General features: G+C 63.8%; 20 protein-coding genes. 10 read left to right on the top strand and 10 right to left on the bottom strand.

Features of this window, described 5'->3' with window-relative positions; genetic code table 11:
• Positions 1-4 precede the first annotated feature (4 nt).
• Genes CS1BSM3_RS26470 through CS1BSM3_RS26480 form a run of 3 tightly spaced genes read right to left on the bottom strand, consistent with a single transcriptional unit; the run spans position 5 to position 3,461 of the window.
• Positions 5-1,135, bottom strand: coding sequence for a CaiB/BaiF CoA transferase family protein (locus tag CS1BSM3_RS26470; RefSeq protein WP_072393164.1), 1,131 nt, complete (start codon positions 1,133-1,135; stop codon positions 5-7).
• Positions 1,132-2,301, bottom strand: coding sequence for a CaiB/BaiF CoA transferase family protein (locus CS1BSM3_RS26475; protein ID WP_072393167.1), 1,170 nt, complete (start codon positions 2,299-2,301; stop codon positions 1,132-1,134). Before CS1BSM3_RS26475 ends, CS1BSM3_RS26470 begins: the two co-directional genes overlap by 4 nt.
• Entirely contained in the window at positions 2,298-3,461 is a 1,164-nt protein-coding gene (locus tag CS1BSM3_RS26480; RefSeq protein WP_072393170.1) for an acyl-CoA dehydrogenase family protein, read from the bottom strand. The genes CS1BSM3_RS26475 and CS1BSM3_RS26480 overlap by 4 nt, the downstream gene beginning before the upstream one ends.
• 238 nt (positions 3,462-3,699) lie before the next feature.
• On the opposite strand from CS1BSM3_RS26480, the gene CS1BSM3_RS26485 reads away from it, so the two are divergent.
• Positions 3,700-4,152, top strand: coding sequence for a DUF2267 domain-containing protein (locus tag CS1BSM3_RS26485; RefSeq protein ID WP_072393173.1), 453 nt, complete (start codon positions 3,700-3,702; stop codon positions 4,150-4,152).
• A 17-nt stretch (positions 4,153-4,169) separates the two neighbouring features.
• On the opposite strand, the gene pncA is transcribed toward CS1BSM3_RS26485, so the two are convergent.
• The 6 genes from pncA to CS1BSM3_RS26515 all read right to left on the bottom strand — a co-directional run bounded on the left by pncA (position 4,170) and on the right by CS1BSM3_RS26515 (position 8,214).
• The gene (gene pncA / locus CS1BSM3_RS26490; protein WP_072393176.1) at positions 4,170-4,802 is read right to left on the bottom strand and encodes a bifunctional nicotinamidase/pyrazinamidase; all 633 of its coding nucleotides are present in this window, start codon (positions 4,800-4,802) and stop codon (positions 4,170-4,172) included.
• Positions 4,803-4,968: 166 nt separating this feature from the next.
• Entirely contained in the window at positions 4,969-5,469 is a 501-nt protein-coding gene (locus CS1BSM3_RS26495) for an Hsp20/alpha crystallin family protein (protein WP_072393179.1), read from the bottom strand.
• 129 nt (positions 5,470-5,598) lie between these two features.
• Complete coding sequence (locus CS1BSM3_RS26500) at positions 5,599-6,099, bottom strand: hypothetical protein (RefSeq protein ID WP_072393183.1); 501 nt, start codon at positions 6,097-6,099, stop codon at positions 5,599-5,601.
• A 54-nt stretch (positions 6,100-6,153) separates the two neighbouring features.
• Positions 6,154-6,984: an ABC transporter permease gene (locus CS1BSM3_RS26505; protein ID WP_083528921.1), complete on the bottom strand. Its 831-nt coding sequence runs from the start codon at positions 6,982-6,984 to the stop codon at positions 6,154-6,156.
• Positions 6,944-7,750 carry an ATP-binding cassette domain-containing protein gene (locus CS1BSM3_RS26510; protein ID WP_072393186.1) on the bottom strand — a complete coding sequence of 269 codons (807 nt, stop codon included), beginning with the start codon at positions 7,748-7,750 and terminating at the stop codon, positions 6,944-6,946. Before CS1BSM3_RS26510 ends, CS1BSM3_RS26505 begins: the two co-directional genes overlap by 41 nt.
• Positions 7,747-8,214 (bottom strand): host attachment protein, encoded by a 468-nt coding sequence (locus CS1BSM3_RS26515; RefSeq protein ID WP_072393189.1) that lies wholly within the window; start codon positions 8,212-8,214, stop codon positions 7,747-7,749. The genes CS1BSM3_RS26510 and CS1BSM3_RS26515 overlap by 4 nt, the downstream gene beginning before the upstream one ends.
• A 244-nt stretch (positions 8,215-8,458) precedes the next feature.
• Between CS1BSM3_RS26515 and CS1BSM3_RS26520 the strand changes: the two genes are divergently transcribed.
• The 7 genes from CS1BSM3_RS26520 (at position 8,459) to CS1BSM3_RS26550 (ending at position 14,417) form a co-directional block, all read left to right on the top strand.
• On the top strand, positions 8,459-9,151 hold the full coding sequence (locus CS1BSM3_RS26520; RefSeq protein ID WP_072394641.1) for a phosphoribosyltransferase: 693 nt from the start codon (positions 8,459-8,461) through the stop codon (positions 9,149-9,151).
• A gap of 204 nt (positions 9,152-9,355) precedes the next feature.
• Entirely contained in the window at positions 9,356-9,820 is a 465-nt protein-coding gene (locus CS1BSM3_RS26525; protein WP_072393191.1) for a DUF3775 domain-containing protein, read from the top strand.
• A gap of 31 nt (positions 9,821-9,851) precedes the next feature.
• Positions 9,852-10,175, top strand: a complete 324-nt coding sequence (locus CS1BSM3_RS26530) for a DUF4389 domain-containing protein (protein WP_072393194.1) — start codon at positions 9,852-9,854, stop codon at positions 10,173-10,175.
• Between the two features lie 435 nt (positions 10,176-10,610).
• Positions 10,611-11,144: a BA14K family protein gene (locus tag CS1BSM3_RS28395; RefSeq protein WP_072393197.1), complete on the top strand. Its 534-nt coding sequence runs from the start codon at positions 10,611-10,613 to the stop codon at positions 11,142-11,144.
• A gap of 169 nt (positions 11,145-11,313) precedes the next feature.
• Positions 11,314-12,450: an MlaE family ABC transporter permease gene (locus CS1BSM3_RS26540; RefSeq protein WP_072393200.1), complete on the top strand. Its 1,137-nt coding sequence runs from the start codon at positions 11,314-11,316 to the stop codon at positions 12,448-12,450.
• 5 nt (positions 12,451-12,455) lie between these two features.
• On the top strand, positions 12,456-13,247 hold the full coding sequence (locus CS1BSM3_RS26545) for an ABC transporter ATP-binding protein (protein WP_072394645.1): 792 nt from the start codon (positions 12,456-12,458) through the stop codon (positions 13,245-13,247).
• Positions 13,248-13,250: 3 nt separating this feature from the next.
• Complete coding sequence (locus CS1BSM3_RS26550; protein WP_072393202.1) at positions 13,251-14,417, top strand: ABC-type transport auxiliary lipoprotein family protein; 1,167 nt, start codon at positions 13,251-13,253, stop codon at positions 14,415-14,417.
• A 27-nt stretch (positions 14,418-14,444) separates the two neighbouring features.
• Here the strand turns inward: CS1BSM3_RS26550 and ctaD are convergent, their stop codons facing one another.
• Positions 14,445-16,088, bottom strand: coding sequence for a cytochrome c oxidase subunit I (gene ctaD / locus CS1BSM3_RS26555; RefSeq protein ID WP_072394648.1), 1,644 nt, complete (start codon positions 16,086-16,088; stop codon positions 14,445-14,447).
• Positions 16,089-16,535: 447 nt separating this feature from the next.
• On the opposite strand from ctaD, the gene CS1BSM3_RS26560 reads away from it, so the two are divergent.
• Together CS1BSM3_RS26560 and CS1BSM3_RS26565 are read left to right on the top strand one after the other, a co-directional pair.
• On the top strand, positions 16,536-18,365 hold the full coding sequence (locus CS1BSM3_RS26560; RefSeq protein ID WP_072393205.1) for a sensor histidine kinase: 1,830 nt from the start codon (positions 16,536-16,538) through the stop codon (positions 18,363-18,365).
• On the top strand, positions 18,358-19,710 hold the full coding sequence (locus CS1BSM3_RS26565) for a sigma-54-dependent transcriptional regulator (RefSeq protein WP_072393208.1): 1,353 nt from the start codon (positions 18,358-18,360) through the stop codon (positions 19,708-19,710). Before CS1BSM3_RS26560 ends, CS1BSM3_RS26565 begins: the two co-directional genes overlap by 8 nt.
• Positions 19,711-19,925: the final 215 nt, after the last annotated feature.

Here is a 19,925-nt window from a genome sequence, read left to right on the forward strand (position 1 = left end):
GGCATCAATCTCCGGAAGCTGTCTTTTGCGCACCGAGCAGGGCTTCGGTGTGCTCGCCAAGGCGCGGCGGACGCAGGCTCGGTGAGGCCGGCTCCTCGCGGAAGTGAATGGGCGGACCGACGTGCGTGCGGCCCTCGTCATCGCGCAGAACCATCCCGCGGGCGTACAGGTTCTCGTGCGCGAAGGCCTCCGGCAGCGTGTTCACGCGGCCATAGCAGACATCGAGCTTGCCGAGATAGGCGTCCCATTCCGCGAGCGTCCTGGTGCGGAACACCTCGGCGAGGAAGTGCATGACGGGTTGCTGATGTGGTCCTGGCCCACGCAGACACGGCTCCGCGAGATCGGGACGTCCCAAGGCGCCGAGCAGATTATGGATGAACTTCGGCTCCTGACCGGCGAGGACGAGGAAGCGCCCGTCACGCGTCTCGTACGGACGATAGAACGCCGCGCCACCCGTCGTGCGCTCGTGCGTCGGAATGGGATGACGGTTCTCGGCGAACGTGGGGCCGAGAATGTTCAGCATCGCGCCGATGGTGACATCGTGCATGCTGATGTCGACGTAGTCGCCTTTCCCCGTCTGGTTCCGGCGCTGCAAGGCCATCAGCACTGCAGAGAGGCCCTGCAAACCGGCGAGAACGTCCGCAACCGGAATGGCAGGCATGGCCGGCTTGCCGTCGCCGCCAAGGGATGCGGTCAGCAGGCCGCTCTCGGCCTCGAGCGCGATGTCGTGCGCGGGACGCCCACTGAAAGGTCCTTGCTGCCCGAACGCGCTGATCGAGCAATAGACAATGCGCGGATTGCGCGCCCGCAGTGCCTCGTAGCCGACGCCGAGCCGATCGACCACGCCCGGGCGGAACGACTCGACGAACACATCGGCGCTCTCGCAAAGCTTCAGCAGACGCTCGCGCTGTGCCGCGTCCTTCAGATCGACGACGATGCTCTTCTTGCCGCGATTGAGATTGCGGAAGAAGACTGTCTCCGGTCCGTCCGAGAGACCGATGTGGCGGCCGGGATCACCCTCACCGGGCGCCTCAACCTTGATCACCTCCGCACCATGATCGGCCATGGCGAGCGTGAGATAAGGCCCCGGCAGAAACACGGAGAGATCGACGACGCGGATGCCTTCGAGCTTCATTTGCGCCCCCGCACAGTTTCCGTCGACACGACGCCGACGAACTCGGCATTGTCCGCTCCGAGCGGCGAGCAGGGCGTCTGCTCCAGGCGCTTGCCGTTGATCTTGATCGGATTGGCGAGCACACGCATACCCGGCATTGCCGGATGCGGCACGGTGCGCACCATCTCCGTCTTCTTGAGGAAGGGATTGTCGAGCGCGCTCGCGAGGTCGAGCACCGGCGCGATCGGCAGGACGCTGCCGAGCTTGTCGAGCCAGGTGCTGCTCGGCTGCTTCTTCAGCTCCACGTCGACGATCTCGGTGATCGCATCGCGGTTCTTCTGCCTGTTCGCCATCGTCGCGAAGCGGGGATCCTGCGCCAGCTCCGGGCGTCCGATGGCGGTGGCCAGCTCGCCCCAGAACCTGTCGGTCATGCACATGATGAAGACCCAGCCGTCCGCCGTCGGGAAGGTCTGCACGGGCGCGACGGAGAAGTGCGCACTGCGCTGCTGGCGCTCGGAGACATGCCCTTCATTGAGATACCAGCGCGCGGCATAGCCGAGCTGATGCACCGCGACCTCGAACAGGCTCACGTCGACATCGCAGCCTTTGCCCGTCGAGCGCGCCTGAAGAACGGCCGCGAGCAAGCCGACGGCCGCCGTGAGGCCCGTCGTCTGGTCGATCATGGAGGGCGCGCCGATGCGCGAGGGCGGACCATCCGGCTCACCCGTCAGATCCATGAGCCCGGATTCGGCCTGCATGAGATAGTCATAGCCGGGCCGCGCCGTGCGCTCGTTGTCCCGCCCGTAGGCGGAGATATGAACGCACACAATAGAGGACTTGATGGACGAGAGCGCGGGATAGTCGAGCCCCATCTTGGCCGGCAGATCGCCGCGCAGATTGTTCATCACGACATCGGCCTTGGCGATCAGACCGTTCAGCGCCGTACGGCCTTCCTCGCTGCGCAGATCGAGCGCGACGCTCTTCTTGCTGCTGTTGAACGACTGGAAATACTCGCTGTCGTTTTCGCCGAGATAGTAGGGACCGGTCTTGCGCGCCGGATCGCCACCGATCGCGGCATTCTCGATTTTGATGACCGTCGCGCCGAGCTCGGCCAGAAGCATCGTGCCATAGGGTGCCGCGCCGAACTGCTCGACCGATACGATCTTCAGATCTTGCAGCGGCTTCATGCGATGGGATTCCTCTTGATCCAGTTCTTGGAGATGATGATGCGCTGCATCTCGTTGGTGCCCTCGCCGATGCAGGTGAGCGGCGCATCGCGGTAGAGGCGCTCGATGTCGTACTCTTGCGAGTAGCCATAGGCGCCGTGAATACGCATTCCTTCAATGGAGTTCTCGAGCGCGGCCTCGCTGGAGAAGTATTTTGCCATGCCGGCCTCCATGTCGCAGCGCTCGCCGCGATCGAAAGCCGCAGCCGCATCGAGCGTCAGCAGCCGGGCAGCACGCGCCCGCGTCGCCATCTCGCCGAGCTTGAGCTGGATGGCCTGATGCTCGCAGATGGGCTTGCCAAAGGTCTTGCGCACCTGAGCGTACTCTGTCGCAAGTTTGAGCGCCCCTTCGGCAATGCCGACGCCGCGCGCGGCGACGTTGATGCGCCCGAGCTCGAGGCCGCCGGTCGTCTGATAGAAACCCTGCCCCTCGACGCCGCCGATCAGATGATCCTTCGTAACGCGATAGTTATCGAACACCAGCTCCGCCGTATCGATCGCCTTGTAGCCGAGCTTCTTGAGCTTGCGGCCGACCGTGAAGCCCTCCTTCTTCGGCGTGATGAAGAGGCTGAGGCCCGAGTGCCGCGGATTGGCGTCGGGATTGGTCTTCACCAGCATGGCGAAGCACGAGCCCTCGGCGCCGTTCGTGATCCACATCTTCGTGCCGTTGATGACGTAGTCGTCGCCATCGCGGCGGGCGGTCATGCGAATGCCCTGCAGGTCGGTGCCGGCATCGGGCTCCGTCAGGGCGAGGCCGCCGCGGATCTCGCCCGAGGCGATCTTCGGCAGCCACTGCCGCTTCTGCTCGGGCGTCCCGAACTTCTCGATCGCAAGCGCGAGCATCAGGTGCGAGTTGAAAATACCGGTGATCGACATCCAGACCGACGAGATCGTCATCACGATCTTCGCGTAGGTCGAGGCCGGCAGACCGAGGCCGCCGTACTCGGTGCTGACCGTCGCGCCGAAAAGGCCAAGCTCCTTCATCTGCTCGACGATGTGATCGGGATAGCGGTCGGCGTGATCGTACTCGCGCACGATCGGCTTCAGCTCGCGCTCGGTCCACCGCTCGATCATGTCGAGAAGCTGGGCCTCGTCGCCCGCATCATTCATCACACTGCTCATCGCCCGTTTCCGCTGGCTTCGTGGATTTGTCCAGACAATACTATTTCAATCTGAGCCATACCGAGGCATATCCTCTTTGCATACCTGATAATTTGTACGGACAAGATGGCATGAGGCGCGGCGGCACGCCAGCGCGTTTGACCTCCATCAATGGCACGCCCGCGCCCGCCGGCAATTTTGGAGGTCACAGTGACGTGCCGGAATGGACGGCCGCGCCCAGGCGCAGAGGAGATCAGCCATGACGCTTCCAGCGACGCTCAGTCATGCCGTTCAGCAGACGCAGATCTGGCTGAAAGAACTCAGAGACAACGGCGATCTCGGTGATGAAGCCACTGCCTACAGCGTTCTCAGGGCCGTGCTCCATCAGCTACGGGATCGCCTGACACCGGAGGAGGCCACGGATCTTGCCGCGCAATTGCCGCTCATCATTCGCGGCGCCTATTTCGAAGGATGGCAGCCGCGGCACACGCCTGAGAAAGTACGGACCAAGGAGGAGTTTCTCGACGGCATAGCGACCAAGCTCAGACCGCACTCGATTGATGCCGAAGCCGCAGCCCGGGACGTCTTCGCGCTACTGTCGCACCATTGCGACCAGGGCGAGATCGCCGACGTCATCGCGCAGCTCCCGCACGAGCTGAAGGCGCTCTGGCCGGAGACGGCGCAGACTTTTCACGCACGCTTGAAGCAGTGACACCTCGCAGCGTCGCGTCAGGTCACATCATCGGCGGCAATCGCAGCGATTTCCCGCTCCGCAAAGGCGCGGCGTGCGGCATCGACTGAGCCGTTGAGATCGATGCCGCGCGTCGCCTCCTCGACCACGACGATATCGAAGCCGCAGCGGTGCCCGTCCTCGGCCGAGTAGCGCACACAAAAATCGAGCGCGAGGCCCGCGAGAAAAATGCGCGAGAGGCCGCGCTCGCGCAGATAGCCCGCGAGGCCCGTCGGGGTCGTGCGATCGTTCTCGAAGAAGGCTGAATAGGAATCGATCGCGCGGCGATAGCCCTTGCGGATGATCAGCTCCGCATGGGGAATATGCAGTCCGTCATGGAAGGCCGCGCCGCGCGTCTCCTGCACACAATGATCGGGCCACAGCACCTGCGGTCCATAGGGAAAAGTGACGACCTCGAAGGGCTGACGACCGGGATTGGCCGAAGCAAAGGAGCTGTGCGCCGGTGGATGCCAGTCCTGTGTCAGGATCACATGCTGGAAGCGGCCCGCAAGTCGATTGACGAGAGGCACGATCTCGTCACCGCCAGGCACGGCGAGACTGCCGCCGGGGCAGAAATCGTTCTGCACATCGACAACCAGCAGAACATCGCTGTCGGTGATCTTCTCTGCCATCGGCGATCCTTCCTACCAGGGCACACGTGCTGGAAGGCCTCGCGTTCCGAACCAGCCCTCCTGTGTGCTGTAGCGGAATGAGAATGATGGCTGCAAGCGCGGAATGTCATCAGCGGCGAGCATCGGCGCGGCCTGCTCATGCAGCCGCGCCGCGCTGCAAAGACCGTCAGGTCTTCTTGATCTCGATCTTGCGCTCGGCCTTGATGGCTTCGGGCTTCTTGGCGGCTTTCACCTTCAGAACGCCCTTGTCGAACTTCGCTTCGATCTTGGCTTCGTCGATGCTCTCGGGAAGCCGCAGCGTGCGTTCGAACGTGCCGTAGCTGCGCTCGCTGAGATAATAGTTCTCCTTCTTCTCCTCCTTGGCCATCTTCTTCTCACCCTTGATGGTGAGCAGGCCATTGGCGAGGGTCACGGAGACATCCTTCTCGTCGACGCCCGGCAACTCGACCTCGATGGTCACCGCATCGGCGCTTTCCTTGACGTCGAGCTCGGGCATGAGCATCGTGCCGTTGCCATGACCATGCTCGCGGAAGAGTGCGGGCCAACGCGGAAAGCCGTGCTCGAAGCGCTCGAACATGCGATCCATCTCATTACGCATCGCTGCAAATACGTCGCCCGAGCGGGTCGGCGAAGTTTCCATGGATTTCGAGAGTTCAGTCTTTGCCATCTCAAAACTCCTGTCTTGGACTTCACGCGGGGCACAGGTGCCCCGTCAGACAGATCTTCTCGTAGGAAGCCCGGCGAACACGCACATTGATCGGACGCAAAGGCGGCGCGCGCCCGACGCCCTGCAGCGCTAGCCTCTCGTCATTGTGATGTTGACGCTTCTCAGCGGCACGCCTTGAACAGAGATCACGACGGTCTGCCGCGAACCGCCGTAGTTGACGGACATGGATCCTGAAAGCCCGCCACCCGAGATCGAAAGGTTCATGCGCCCGGGCGACATGCGGCCCGAGGCCTCGCCGGCCGCATTGAACGTGCGCTCTTCCCATGTTCCCGAAAGCGCGCCGGACGGCTGCTGCTGGAGCTGCCCTCGGATCTCGACGGCGTTCGTCGTCCCGCGACATCTTATGGCAAGACGCAGCGCCCGCTGCGCTCCCGAATAGTAGGCCGTGCAGCGGATGCGCTCGGACGCGCCATCTTGATATCGTATCTGTCCGGATCCGGACCACGTGCCGAACAGACTTTGAAATGGCGTCGCCGCCGCATGAGCGGTCGCGATAGCGGCACCAGAGAGCAGACAGATGGCGAGGACAGTTCGCGCGGAAAGTCGCCATGGGCTTCTGAGCAGTTTCATCTCGCTTCTCCATTGTTCCGCGTCACGCCGCTTGTCGACGGCAACCCGATCCGCTCACGCCGTCATTCTCGGGTAGAGCCGCGCCGCTACAAGGACGAGCACGGCGGTCACGCCAAGCAGGACGGCAAAATCCGTAGCGAGCCCGAACTTGCTCTCGCCACCGGCCAGCATGAGCGCGCGTAGCGCGTCGACCTGATAGCTGAGCGGATTGGCGAGGGAGATGCCCCTGAGCCAGTCGGGCATGATATCGATGGGATAGATCGCATTGCTGGCGAAGAAAATGGGCATGGTCAGCACCTGGCCAATGCCCATGAAACGCTCGCGAGTCTTGACGATGCACGCAATGGCCAGCGAGAACGTCGCAAAGAGCGACGAGCCGAGCGCGATCAGCGCGGCAACGCCGATCAGATGCAGAGGATTGAAGCTCACATCCACATGCATCAGCAAAGCCAGAAGATAGACGATTACCGACTGAATGAGCCCGCGCACGGCGGCCGACACCGCCTTTCCCAGAACGAGCGCAGTGCGCGGAGCCGGGCTCACCATGTAGCGGTGCAGGATCCCGAGATCGCGCTCCCAAATTGCCGAGATGCCATAGAAGATCGCCGCAAAGAGCACGCTCTGCGCCAGAATGCCGGGCACGAGGAAGTCGAGGTAGTTGCCGCCTCCGGCGTCGAGCCCTCTCACGTGCGCCATCACCTGGCCGAAGAGCAGCAGCCAGATGGCCGGCTGCAGCGCGCGCGTGAAAATCTCGGTCGGATCGTGCATGAGCTTGCGGAGCTCGACATCGGCCACGGCAAAGACTTGCGTGCCGTATCCGGCTGCTGCCGCGATCAGCGACCGCTCATGAGTGGCTCTGAATGCTTCTGCGGGTCTGGCGGACATCTCGATACGACCCTTCTGATCCGGCGCCCGTATCGGCAATGCTGGCGAACACATCGTCCAGCGTTGCCTCGGGCCCGATGCTTGCCTTGAGCTCCTTCGGAGAGCCGACGGCCTGAAGACGACCGCTGTGCAGCAGGCCTATGCGGTCACACATCTGGTCGGCCTCGTCCATGAGATGGGTGGTCATGATGATGGTCGTGCCGAGCGTCTCCTGTAGCTGGCGCACATGCGCCCACACGACGTGACGCGCGGCGGGATCGAGCCCGACGGTCGGCTCATCCATGAACAGGACGGGCGGCTCATGGATCGTGCTCTGCGCGATCTCGAGACGCCGGATCATGCCGCCGGAATAACCCTGCACGAGCCTGTCGGCGAACTCCGCGAGTCCCATGCGCTCGAGCGCCGTTCGGATGCGCTTCTCGCGCTCCGCTCTCGGCACGAGATAGAGACGAGCCGCAAAGAGGAGGTTCTCGTATCCCGTGAGGGCGCCGTCGGCGGAAAGGAGCTGCGGCACATAGCCAATGTGCGCGCGCACATTGGCCGCGTTGCGCACGACGTCGTAACCGGCGACGACCGCTCGCCCCGAAGTCGGGGGCAGCATCGTCGTCAGCATCTTGACGAGCGTGGACTTGCCCGCGCCGTTGGACCCGATCAGACCGAAGATCTCGCCGGGAAAGACCGTGAACGATACCGCATCCACGGCCGTGAATGTGCCGAAGCGGCGCGTCAGGGACGCTGTCTCCACGATGGTCGCGCGGGGCTTCATCCTCTCGCGCTCCGGCTTGGCCCCCAGATAGGCGCCAGATGAGCGGGCAGATCGTTCTGAGGGATCTTGACGAGATCCTTCGCGAGCTCAGCCGTCACCTTTGCCTGCAGCGACTTCGAAAGCGCCTCGCGCAAGTCGCCGAGCGCGCCAGGTGGCGCGACAATGGCGAGACGATCAAATCTGCGGTCTCGCAAACAATGCTCCAGCTTGTCCGCAATCTCCCGCGCGAGCTTGCGCTTCAACTCGCGGTGCGGGTCGGTGCGGTTCTCTATGGCGTGACGCGTGGGATTGGCCGACTCGAGGCTGCGCCCCGGCCGGTCGGTCTCCAATTCGCGATTGGGTGGAAGCTCCATGGTGAGGGACATGTCCTCGACCGGAACGAGCTCGGAACCGGGGCCATGGCTCTCCAGCACTCTGGCGCGGCTTCCGTCGGCTATCAGGATCCAGGTTCGGTCAACCTTCATGGCATCTCTCCGTTCATCCTGCCCTGAACTCTATGAGCCCTCGCTTTCGTTCCATGCTTTGACGCTGCTCAAGCCGAATTGATGAGGACGGAAGCTCCGCCCCGCATGGAATTTGGGCGGCCACTGACGGCTAAGCGAGCAGCCGGCGGCTGGATGTTGATGGCGGTCAAGGAAACAAGCCGGATCCTCAAGTATTGGAAGGTTGGCTGGATTCTCGCGCGGCGAGACGAAAAACATAAATGCGATGAGGAATGCCGGACCATTTGCCGATCGTGCCGCGGCAGGGCGCGCCCTTGCCGACGCACTGATCGCGAGGAATCTGGTGCAGCCGGTCATCCTCGCCTTGCCCCGCGGCGGGGTCGCCGTCGCGGCCGAGATCGCCAAGGCCCTCGCGGCCCCCCTCGACATAGTTCTCGTGCGCAAGATCGGGGTCCCGTACCAGCCGGAGCTCGCACTCGCCGCCATCGTCGATGGCGACCCGCCGGACGTCGTCGTCAACGAGGATGTCGCCGAGCTCTCCGGCATCCCGCCAGACTACATCGAGACACAAACGAGGCAGGCGCTCGCCGAAATCGAGCGGCGGCGCAAAGCCTATTTGCAGGGGCGGCCGCGCGTGCCACTCCAGGGCAGAACCATCGTTCTGGTGGATGACGGCATTGCCACGGGCGCAAGCATACGGGCCGCACTGAAAGCGCTGCAGAGAAGGCATCCGAACAGGCTGATACTTGCCGTCCCCGTCGCTCCGGCTGAAACCGTCGCCGAGCTGGAGAAGGACGTCGACGAGGTCATCTGCCTCCGCCAGCCCGAGCCGTTCTTCGCCATCGGCGTCCACTACGCGGACTTCCACCAGATGAGCGATCAGGAGGTCATCGCGCTCCTCGAGGCCTGCGCGGCCGGCGCCTCGCCACCTGCGTCGGCGCCCGATGAGGGGAATTGAACAGGCACAGGCAGAGCCCGCGCCGTCTGCTCTTCCACCCTCGGGTCTCCCCTGGGGCGCCGATCTCACCTCCACGCAACGCGAGCATGATCCGCGCGTTGCACTGCCAAAACATTGACTGAGGTCAAACCCGTATCGCGCCGAGGCGCCTATGAGAGCACTAGCGCACCGGAGAGCCCCTCATGCCGATCGGAGGCTGCTGTAATGCCCAAGACGCCGAAGACCGTCGAGGAGTTCTCGCCTGACGAGTTGCCGCCGCTCGCGATCTCGCCCGAGAAGGTGTGCTTCATCATCGTGAAGGCGCGCGAGTTCGACGCCAAGGATGTCGTCACCGAGCCCGACGCCGGGTCCAATCCATCCGACGACAACATGATCTCGGTTTTGGAGGATCACGGCGACGACCCGGTCGAGGAGGAGCTGACGACATTCATCTCGGGCCTCAGCGAGGACGAGCAGATCGACCTCGTCGCACTCGCGTGGCTCGGACGCGACGACAATACGCTCGATGACTGGGCAGAGCTGCGCGAGGAGGCGGCGAACGCCCATCGCACGCAAACGGAGCACACAGCCAACTATCTGCTCGGGATGCCACTCCTCGGCGACCATCTCGAGGAAGGCCTCTCGCTGTTCGGGCTATCGTGCGACAGCTTCGAGGCCGACCATCTCTGACAGCATCTTGTCTACAGCGAGGAGCCATTCCATGGCCGTCACAGAGCAGCAGGGAGCAGGAAGCCGGTACGTGTGGAAGCGTGGGCTTTTCATGCTCCTTTTCGCAGTGGGCTTCGGCATCGGGCAGGCGCTGCTGAACATCTGCGCCATCGTGCAGTTCTTCTGGCTGCTGTTTTCAGGTGAGCCCAATCGCTTTCTCGTCGGCTTCGGTCGATCCCTCGCGATCTGGCTCGCGGAGGTCGCCCGCTTCCTGATTTGCGCGAGCGAGGACATGCCCTTTCCCTGGAAGAGCTGGCCGGATGGCACGCGCGACGCCGGCACGTCGTCAAAATCGACCGATCCCTTCGGCCTTTGACGCCGCAACGGCGGACAATGTCGGCGTTACGAGGTCCAAGCCATGAAAGGGAGCTTGCGCCTTCTTCGCGTTGCCGCGGCCGTTGGCATGGGCACTCTGCTAGGCCTGTCGGCTGTCGTGCCGGAGGCCATGGCGCAAAGAGGCGGCCATGACAGAGGCGGTGGCAGGGGAGGCGCAGCTCCGAGCTTCTCGCCACGCGGCGGAGGGGGTCTCGCCGGACCGCGGGTTGGCGGCTACGTGCGCGTGCCGAGCGCAAGAATTGTCAGCCCAGGCATAGGGCGCACCTACAGAGTGCCGAGCGGCAGCATAGCCCCGCTGCGATCAGGCCGCATCACTTCGCCATCGATTACTTCGAGGCGTATGAGCACGGAGCGCGGAGATCTCGCACCATTCGGGCAACGCGTGCATATCGGCCCAAGCCCCCGAGGACTGCGCATGATGCCAGGCCCGACGTCGCGCGGCGCGACGCTGCCTCGGGGGAGCACACCATTCCCTGCCTCGCGCATTGCACCTTCGAACCTGGCGCTGAGCAATAGTGGCCTGCGCCAGAACCCAGGCTATCCAAAACCTCCAAACGTAAAGTTCGACCCCAAGCAGAAGGCCGACAGGACAGGGTGGCAGCATCGCTATCGGCCGTTCTACTACAAGCACGACAGGCACCGCTGGCTGCGCCGCTACTACGCCTATCCCGTCGGCGGGCTCTGGTATTGGTACTGGTATGACGTTCTCGCCGATACCGATCCCTTTGGGGAGCTCTATAGCGACGCGATGCTGGCGAACTGCGATCCCGGAACCGACGCCTGCAGCGAGCCTGCTCTGCAGGCGCTGATCGCGCCGGCCATCCTCGAAGGGCGAGCCACCCCGGAGGATATATCACGCTGCCAGGGCGAGTACCGGTCCTTCAATGCTGCAACCGGCACGTTCGTCACCCATGGCGGCGATACTCGCATTTGCCCCTATCTCATGTAGCGGTATAGTCGCCACGTGACCTCAGCCGGATCGTGGTAGCGCGGGTGAAGCGGACGCGACACGCTTCGTTCAAGAACGATTGATATTCATCAAGGCTCTTTCTCATTGACGAACGGCATGGTCACGCCGATTTCCGTAGTTCAGTACCCGCCTGCCGACCGAGGAATTCTTGACGACGCCACCCAATGTAAGTGCCGCCGAACGTGGTGGCCGGACAGAGCTGACGGCAGAAGGTTCGTGGACTGCGCCGCACGCCGCGGAGCTCGAGCGCCTGGTCGATAGCGTGAGCACCGATCCGGCGCTCATGCGCGCGACGGCCATCAACATGCGCGGCATCGAGGCCTTCGATACCTACGGCGCCTGGCTGCTGGAACGGCTGGGACGCCCGGGGCCGACACGCAAGGAGCAGCTACAGATCCTCGATCTCGACGAGCGGTACGCAGGCCTGCTCGAAGAGGTGCATCACGTCAATCGCAAGCCTGCTGAACCGCGAAGGGCTCCCAACCCCATCGTGCGGACGCTCGAAACCATCGGGCGCACGCTCGAGGACGTGGGGCGCGACTTCCTGCAGTTCGTCAACATGCTCGGCGCGCTCGGAAACGCGCTTGTCGGCGTGCTGCTGCGCCCCCGGAGCTTCCGGCTGACCTCCGCCGTACATCATCTCGACCGCGTCGGCTGGCAGGCTGTCCCGATCATCCTGCTCATTACCTTCCTGATCGGCGGCATCATCGCTCAGCAGGGCTTCTTCCACTTCCGCAAGTTCGGCGCCGATGACTACGTCGTCGATATGGTCGGCATCCTGGTGCTGCGCGAGCTTGGCGTTTTGATCGTTGCGATCATGGTGGCCGGCCGCTCCGGCAGCTCCTACACCGCCGAAATCGGCTCCATGAAAATGCGTGAGGAAATCGACGCCCTGCGCACCATGGGCCTCGATCCGGTGAGCGTGCTGCTCCTTCCGCGCGTCATCGCCCTCGTGATCGCGCTGCCGCTGCTGGCCTTCCTCGGCTCGATGGCCGCGCTCTACGGCGGCGGCGTCGTGGCGTGGCTCTATGGCGGCATGAGCCCGGACATCTACATCGCACGCCTCAACGAGGCCATCTCGGTCACACATTTCAAGGTCGGCATGATCAAGGCGCCGTTCATGGCCCTGGCGATCGGTGTCGTGGCATGTGCCGAGGGCCTCAAAGTGCGTGGCAGCGCCGAGTCGCTCGGGCTTCACACGACAGCCTCCGTCGTCAAGTCGATCTTCCTCGTGATCGTGCTCGACGGCCTGTTCGCCATCTTCTTTGCGTCCATTGGAATGTGATGCCGATGACCGCGCCCAGTGACAAGCCAGCCATCAGCGTGCGCGACCTCGTCGTCGGCTTCGGCGACCATATCGTGCTCGACCGTCTTTCTCTGGACGTGCGCCGTGGCGAGATCCTGGGGTTCGTCGGCGGCTCGGGCAGTGGCAAGTCCGTGCTCATGCGCACGATCATCGGCCTGCTGCCGAAGCGCCAGGGGACCATCGAAGTCTTGGGCGTCGATCTCGAGCGGGCGAGCGACGATGACCGCCACGCGCTAGAGCGTCGCTGGGGCGTGCTCTTTCAGCAGGGGGCGCTGTTCTCGTCGCTCACGGCATTGCAGAACGTGCAAGTGCCCATGCGGGAGCACCTGGTCCTTTCCGAACGCCTGATGCGCGAAGTCGCGCTCGCCAAGCTCGAGATGGTGGGGCTCAGCCCAAGCGACGGCGAGAAGCTCCCTGCGCAACTCTCGGGCGGCATGACCAAGCGCGTCGCGCTCGCCCGCGCCCTCGCGCTCGACCCGGAGCTTGTCTTTCTCGATGAGCCGACATCGGGCCTCGATCCGATCTCCGCCGGCGATTTCGACGCCCTGATCCGCACTCTCCAGCAGACCCTGGGCCTCACGGTATTCATGGTCACGCACGATCTCGAAAGCCTCGATACGGTCTGCGACCGCATTGCCGCACTCGCCGACGGCAAGGTCGTCGCCATCGGTCCGATGTCGGAAATGATGCGATCGCCGCATCCGTGGATGCAGGCCTATTTTCAAGGCAAGCGCGGCCGCAAGTTGTCCCGCGGCCTCTCGACAATGGAAACCTGAGCGATGGAAGTTCGCGCGCGCTACGTCCAGATGGGGCTCTTTACCCTGGCCGTCCTGGCCCTGGGCTTCGGCTTCGTCTACTGGATCAACAACGCAGGCGGCCTCAGTGATCGCGCGGCCTATCGCGTGCAATTCGACGGGCCCGTGTCCGGATTGCTGCGTGGATCCGCCGTGCTCTTCAACGGCATTCGCGTCGGCGAGGTGACGGCACTCGATCTCAATCCGGCTCAGCCGCGCGAGGTACGGGCGACCATCTCTGTCGATCGCAGTGCGCCGGTGCGCAAGGACACGGTGGTCAGCATAGATTTCCAGGGTCTGACAGGCTCTCCGGTTGTCACGCTCACGGGCGGCGCTTCCGGCGATCCGGTCACGGCAACGAAAGGCGAGCTGCCTCTCCTCAAGGCACGTAGCGACGCCGGTGAGACCATGTCGCAGTCGGCGCGCGACGTGTTGCGCAAGCTGGATACCATCCTCTCCGAGAACGCAAAGCCGCTGCGCGACATGATCGCCAACATCGACACCTTCGCCGGCGCGCTCGCGCGCAATGCGGACAAGATCGACGGGATCGCCGCGGGCCTCGAGCGCATGACCGGCGGTGCTGCCGCGAGAGCACGCGCATTGACGTTCAACCTGCAACATCTGCACGTGCCGGAAGCCAAGGAGCGAGCACCGGCAGTCCAGGTCGTCGTGCCGGAGCCAAGCGCGCTCTCGAGCCTCGACAGCGAGAAGATCGCGACCGTTTCGGCCGAGGGCGTGCTTTCGGCGATGTCCGACGCCCAGTGGAGCGATGCGGTAACGCGGATCGTGCAAGCCACGATCATTCGCGGCCTCGAGGATAGTCATGCCTTTGCCGGCGTCAGTCGCCCACTGGATGACCTGACCGCGGACTTCCGCGTCGCGATCGACATTCGGAAGTTCCAGATCGGCGCAGGTAACGCAGCGGACGTCGAGATCGGCAGCAAGATCATCGACAGCAAGGGGCGCATCATTGCCTCGCAGGTCTTCCGGGCTTCCGTCCCAGCCGCCAGCGAGGATGCCAGCGCGGCAGCGGCTGCAATTGATCAGGCATTCGGGAAGGCGGGGCCGGATCTCGTCGCCTGGGTCGCACGAACCATCGCCGAGCACAGCGCGCAGAAAGGGCCTCAGCCGAAGAAGGCGGCCGGCGAATAGCTCCACGCCCGCAATCAGCGCACCCGCTCAGTGCCCATCGCTCTTGAAGCGCGGCAGCCTATCGAAGGAATGGAAAGGCGGCGGCGAGGGAAGCGTCCACTCGAGTGTCGTTGCGCCTTGTCCCCACGGATTGCCTTCGGCCTTGTGCTTGCTGGCAAAGGCGACGGCAACGCCGATGAAGAACACCAGCGCGCCCACGCCCGAGATGTAGGAGCCGAAGGACGAGATCCGGTTCCAGTCGGCAAAGGCATCCGGGTAGTCGGGATAGCGCCTCGGCATGCCCGCGAGACCGAGGAAATGCTGCGGGAAGAACGTCAGGTTGACACCGATGAAGGTCAGCCAGAAGTGCAGCTTCCCGATCGCCTCCGAGTACATGTAGCCCGTCATCTTCGGGAACCAGTAATACCAGCCGGCAAAGAGTGTGAAGAGCGCGGCAAGCGACATCGTGTAGTGGAAGTGCGCGACGACGTAGTACGTCTGGTGCACCGCGCGGTCCGCGCCGGCGTTGGCCAGGACGATTCCGGTGACACCGCCGATCGTGAAGACAAAAATGAAACCGAGCGCGAACAGCATCGGTGTGGTGAAGCGTATGGATCCGCCCCACATGGTCGCGATCCAGGAAAAGACTTTGATGCCGGTCGGCACCGCGATGACCATGGTCGCGAACATGAAGTAGGCCTGCACGTCCGCCGAGATGCCGGTCGTGAACATATGGTGCGCCCACACGACGAAGCCGATCGCACCGATCGCGACCATCGCATAAGCCATGCCGAGATAGCCGAAGATTGGCTTCTTCGAGAACGTCGCAATGACGTGGCTGACGAGGCCGAAGCCCGGCAGGATGATGATGTAGACCTCAGGGTGTCCGAAGAACCAGAACAAGTGCTGGTACAGCAGCGGATTACCGCCACCCTGGGCAACAAAGAACGCGGTGTCGAAATTGCGGTCTGCCAGCAGCATCGTGAGCGCGCCTGCCAGGATGGGCATTGCGAGCAGGAGCAGGAAGGCCGTGATGAGAATTGACCACGCGAACAGCGGCATCCTGTGGATCGTCATGCCGGGCGCGCGCATGTTGAGGATCGTCGTGATGAAGTTGATCGAGCTCAGGATGGACGACGCACCGGCGATGTGCAGTCCCAGAATGGCGAAATCGACGGCCGGTCCCGTATGTCCTGACGTGGAGAGCGTCGGATAGACCGTCCAGCCGGTTCCCGCGCCGCATCCCGACAGATCGCGCGTCGCGGCGTCGAGGCTGATCACGCAGCTCCCCTCTCCCGGCACGAAGAGCGAGAGGATGAGCATCATGAAGCCCGCGGGCAGCAGCCAGAATGAGATGTTGTTCATGCGCGGGAAAGCCATGTCGGGCGCCCCGATCATCAGCGGCACGAACCAGTTGCCGAAGCCGCCGAACAGCGACGGCATGATCATGAAGAAGATCATGATCAGCCCGTGACCGGTCGTGAACACATTGAACATGTGCGGGCTGGAGAAGTATTGCATCCCCGGCTCCTGAAGCTCGAGCCGGATGCCGATCGACAGCGCGCCACCGACGATCCCGCCGAACATGGCGAAGATCAGGTACATCGTGCCGATGTCTTTGTGATTGGTGGATAGAAGCCAGCGCCGCCATCCATGCGGATGATCATCTGCGTGCGCTATTGCCGCGCTCATCATGACCGCATCCTCCACTTAACGCTTAGCGCGTCCAGCGGTCCGGACGACGCTGCACCGGGGAGGCTGCTGCCGGAAGAGCGGGCGGCGATTGATCCAGATCAAATGGGATTGCGACCTTTTGTGTCTGCGCGGGCCGAGCGTCCCACGCCCTCGCGGTATCCGACCGCCTTGCACCAACCCAGGCCCGGAAGCCGGCGTCGCCCGTCCACGTCAGGCCATGGCACCGCAATGATGCTGGAATCCTTGCATAAGCTGAGCGATGATCCGCCGCCGCGCCGGAGCCATGCATCGCGGAGCCCCTGCTGCCCAGCTCCGCCGGATGACGGTCCGCTGACCTGCGTTTTGATGGCGCGGTCAGCTATGCTATCGGCCGGGGTGGGATGCTACGGACCAGCGTGCGAATGCCGTTTTGGTAGCTGACTGAGTGACATCAGCGGACAGGCAATGCAATCACTCGCCAGAAAACTGCTCCTCTGGGCCGGCGCGGCGGCGCTGATCGGCGGGTCGGCACTCGTCACCCAGCACGTCTGGCGAGAGCAGGGATTGCGTTCATTGCAGGCCATCAACTCCCAGCGCATTCAGCTCGTTACGGCCGCTGTTCACGCCGAGGTCAACCGGCAGGACCACTTGCCGATCCTGCTCTCCCTCGATGCCGACGTTCGAGCGGCCCTGCGATCCCCCGGTGATCCGGCCCTTCTGGATCGCGTGAACCACAAGCTTCGTCGCATCAGCATCGAGGCGGACGCCCGGGCCGTCTATGTCATCCGTCCGAACGGCATCGTGATTGCGAGCGACGACTGGGAAAGCGCTAACACCCGCATCGGCCGCAATGCCTCGGATCTTCCCTACTTTCAGCAGGCTATCGCGGGCGGCAAGAGCGCGGACCTGGAAATCGAGCCCGACTCCGACCGGATCCGGTACTTCCTTGCCGAGGCTGTCCGGGAGGAGGCACTTCTCGGCGCGGTTGTCGTGCGCATCGAGTTCGACAAGCTTGAAAGCGCATGGGAAAGCGCCGGCGAGCGCGTCATCGTCACCGATCGCGACGGCATTGCCTTTCTTGCCAGCGATCCGATCTACAAATATCGGCGGATGAACTTCGAGCGCCAGCCGACCTCGGCCGAGCCCCCGTCAAACCACTATGGCAGCGCGAACCTGGCGCCTATCTCCTGGGACATCATGGAGCGGCGCGGAAATACGGCGATCATTCGCGCCCGCGGCGGGGCCGACAGCTCGGCATATCTCTACGAGTCCATGGCGCTGCCGGAGTATGGCTGGACTGCACACCGCCTCGCGGCACTGGCGAGTGTCTCCAATGACGAACGCGACGGCGCCATCATCGGCGGCACGATCTCGGCGCTTTTGCTATCGCTGCTTCTCTACATGCTTCAGCGTCACCGCGCCTACCTCTCCGAGCGGGACGCCGGCATAAAGCTCAAGCAGGAGGTGGACGAGCGCACGCGGGAGCTGCGGGACGCAAACACCTCTCTGACGACGGAGGTGGACGAGCGCCGGCGTACGGAGGCGCGCCTACGCACGACGCAGAACGCGCTTGTCCAGGCCGGAAAGCTCGCAGCGCTCGGACGCATGTCCGCCGCACTGGCCCACGAGATCAACCAGCCCCTGGCAGCCATCCAGACTTTCATTGCCAGCACACGGATTTTCGCCCAGCGCGGCGATACGGATCAGGTCATGCGCAACGTGGACCTCATCAGCGACCTCGCCGATCGCATGGCGAAGCTTTCCGGGCACCTGAAGATGTTCGCCCGCAAGAGCGAGCCCACCCATCACGAGCGCGTCCGTGTCGACCGGATCCTGGACGGGGCGCTGCTGCTCGTCGAGAATCGGATCAATTCCGGCGATGTGCGGGTCGAGAAGGACATCGAGCCCGACCTGGTCGTGGTCGGCCACGCCGTGCAGCTCGAGCAGGTCGTCGTGAACCTTCTTCTCAATGCCCTCGATGCCGTGTCGGATGCGACGAGCCCCTGGGTCAGGATCCGCGCCCGATCCACGCCCGAGACGATCGTTCTTGCTGTTGCCGACAACGGGCACGGCATCCCCGCCGACCTCCTCGAGCGGATTTTCGATCCGTTCGTGACGACCAAGCCGGTCGGCAAAGGCCTTGGCCTCGGCCTCTCGATATCCTACGGAATCGTTCAAGGAGTGCAGGGCCAGATCTACGCGACCAATCTTCCAGAGGGCGGCGCCGAGGTCACTGTGGAGCTGCCGCATTCCGTCGAGGGACTGCCCGCAGTTGCAGAGGCGAGCCATGCCTGACCAAGGTCTGGTACTGTTTGTCGACGACGAGGAAGCCATGCGTGAGGCCGTCGGCCAATGGCTGCGCCTTGCCGGCTTCGAGCTGATCGTCCACGACCGCGCCGCGCCCGCCATAGCAGCCTTGAGCACGGACTTTCCCGGCGTTCTGGTGACCGATCTCAAGATGGAAGGCACCGACGGTATGGAGCTTCTGCGCCAGTCGCAGAATATCGATCCGGAGCTGCCCGTCATCGTCATAACCGGGCACGGCGACGTCGAGACCGCCGTCGACGCCATGCGGCTCGGGGCCTACGACTTCATCGAGAAGCCCTTCGAGCCGAAGCGCCTGCTGGAGGTCATCAGGAACGCGGCCGAAAAGCGCAAGCTCGTCACGGAAAACCGGCGCCTCAGGCGTGCGGTGGCCGAGCAGACGCTTGGCTCGCGCATCGTGGGCACCTCGCAAGCCATCGAGCGGCTCCGTGCGAGCGTCGCCGAGCTCGCCGCAACCGACGTCAGCGTCATCATTTTCGGCGAGACCGGGGCCGGCAAGGATCTCGTGGCGCGTTGCCTGCACGACTTCGGGCGGCGCCACGAGGGGCACTACGTAGCCATCAATTGCGCCGCCATCCCGGAGACGATGGCGGAAAGCGAGTTGTTCGGGTACGAGACCGGCGCCTTCACCGGCGCGGCAAAAGGGCGGATCGGGAAGCTCGAGCACGCCAGCGGGGGCACGCTTTTCCTCGACGAGATCGACAGTATGCCGCTCTCGATCCAAGGAAAGCTGTTGCGCGCGCTGCAGGAGCGGGTCGTCGAACGGCTCGGATCCAACCGCAGCCACCCGATCGATTTGCGCGCGATCGCAGCCAGCAAGATCGACCTGCGCCAGGCGAGCAGCGCCGGCCGCTTCCGCTCGGATCTTTATTACCGGCTTTCGGTCGTCGAGTTGACGATCCCTCCTCTGCGCCAGCGCAAGGAGGACATCCCTCTCCTGTTCGAGTACTTCGCCTCGCTTGCAGCAAATGCCCACGGACGGGAGCGCAGACCCGTCCCTGCGGCCACGGTCAATCGCCTCCTGGCGTATGACTGGCCTGGAAATGTCCGGGAGCTGCGCAATGCCGCTGAACGCTTTGCGCTCGGTCTCGGCGGGACATTCTGGCCCGATGCCGCCACAGAGCCGGAAGGTGATCGGCTCTCGCTCGCCGAGCAGGTGGACGCCTTCGAGCGCTCCGTCATCGAGCGCTGCCTGGCGGAGTCCGGCGGCAAGCTGACGGCGGTGATGGAACGCCTGAACATTCCCCGTCGGACCCTCAGTGAGAAGATGGCCAAGTACGGCCTGGACCGCCGGCGGTTCACCGATCAGGGCTGAAATCGGCTGAATTCCGCCGATGCTTTTGTCGGAAGTGGCGGAAAGCCGCCGCTTCGGACGCAATAAGCCGTGCGGACGTTGCGACAAGCCATTGAGTAAGAACAACGAATCTCTGACTCTGTCGGCCTTAACGGGCTGGCACGCCCGTTGCTAAAGCGACAACGGTTCGGAACGGCATAAGGGCGACAAGCCCAGCTCTCCGGACGGGGATCGGG

This window comes from Hyphomicrobium sp. CS1BSMeth3 (genome assembly GCF_900117415.1).
Taxonomy (GTDB): Bacteria; Pseudomonadota; Alphaproteobacteria; order Rhizobiales; family Hyphomicrobiaceae.

Bases quoted from the DNA above. Each gene is read 5' to 3' on its own strand.
- CS1BSM3_RS26470 (WP_072393164.1), bottom strand. From the start codon at position 1,135: ATGAAGCTCGAAGGCATCCGCGTCGTCGATCTCTCCGTGTTTCTGCCG.
- CS1BSM3_RS26475 (WP_072393167.1), bottom strand. From the start codon at position 2,301: ATGAAGCCGCTGCAAGATCTGAAGATCGTATCGGTCGAGCAGTTCGGC.
- CS1BSM3_RS26480 (WP_072393170.1), bottom strand. From the start codon at position 3,461: ATGAGCAGTGTGATGAATGATGCGGGCGACGAGGCCCAGCTTCTCGAC.
- CS1BSM3_RS26485 (WP_072393173.1), top strand. From the start codon at position 3,700: ATGACGCTTCCAGCGACGCTCAGTCATGCCGTTCAGCAGACGCAGATC.
- pncA (WP_072393176.1), bottom strand. From the start codon at position 4,802: ATGGCAGAGAAGATCACCGACAGCGATGTTCTGCTGGTTGTCGATGTG.
- CS1BSM3_RS26495 (WP_072393179.1), bottom strand. From the start codon at position 5,469: ATGGCAAAGACTGAACTCTCGAAATCCATGGAAACTTCGCCGACCCGC.
- CS1BSM3_RS26500 (WP_072393183.1), bottom strand. From the start codon at position 6,099: ATGAAACTGCTCAGAAGCCCATGGCGACTTTCCGCGCGAACTGTCCTC.
- CS1BSM3_RS26505 (WP_083528921.1), bottom strand. From the start codon at position 6,984: ATGTCCGCCAGACCCGCAGAAGCATTCAGAGCCACTCATGAGCGGTCG.
- CS1BSM3_RS26510 (WP_072393186.1), bottom strand. From the start codon at position 7,750: ATGAAGCCCCGCGCGACCATCGTGGAGACAGCGTCCCTGACGCGCCGC.
- CS1BSM3_RS26515 (WP_072393189.1), bottom strand. From the start codon at position 8,214: ATGAAGGTTGACCGAACCTGGATCCTGATAGCCGACGGAAGCCGCGCC.
- CS1BSM3_RS26520 (WP_072394641.1), top strand. From the start codon at position 8,459: ATGAGGAATGCCGGACCATTTGCCGATCGTGCCGCGGCAGGGCGCGCC.
- CS1BSM3_RS26525 (WP_072393191.1), top strand. From the start codon at position 9,356: ATGCCCAAGACGCCGAAGACCGTCGAGGAGTTCTCGCCTGACGAGTTG.
- CS1BSM3_RS26530 (WP_072393194.1), top strand. From the start codon at position 9,852: ATGGCCGTCACAGAGCAGCAGGGAGCAGGAAGCCGGTACGTGTGGAAG.
- CS1BSM3_RS28395 (WP_072393197.1), top strand. From the start codon at position 10,611: ATGATGCCAGGCCCGACGTCGCGCGGCGCGACGCTGCCTCGGGGGAGC.
- CS1BSM3_RS26545 (WP_072394645.1), top strand. From the start codon at position 12,456: ATGACCGCGCCCAGTGACAAGCCAGCCATCAGCGTGCGCGACCTCGTC.
- CS1BSM3_RS26550 (WP_072393202.1), top strand. From the start codon at position 13,251: ATGGAAGTTCGCGCGCGCTACGTCCAGATGGGGCTCTTTACCCTGGCC.
- ctaD (WP_072394648.1), bottom strand. From the start codon at position 16,088: ATGAGCGCGGCAATAGCGCACGCAGATGATCATCCGCATGGATGGCGG.
- CS1BSM3_RS26560 (WP_072393205.1), top strand. From the start codon at position 16,536: ATGCAATCACTCGCCAGAAAACTGCTCCTCTGGGCCGGCGCGGCGGCG.
- CS1BSM3_RS26565 (WP_072393208.1), top strand. From the start codon at position 18,358: ATGCCTGACCAAGGTCTGGTACTGTTTGTCGACGACGAGGAAGCCATG.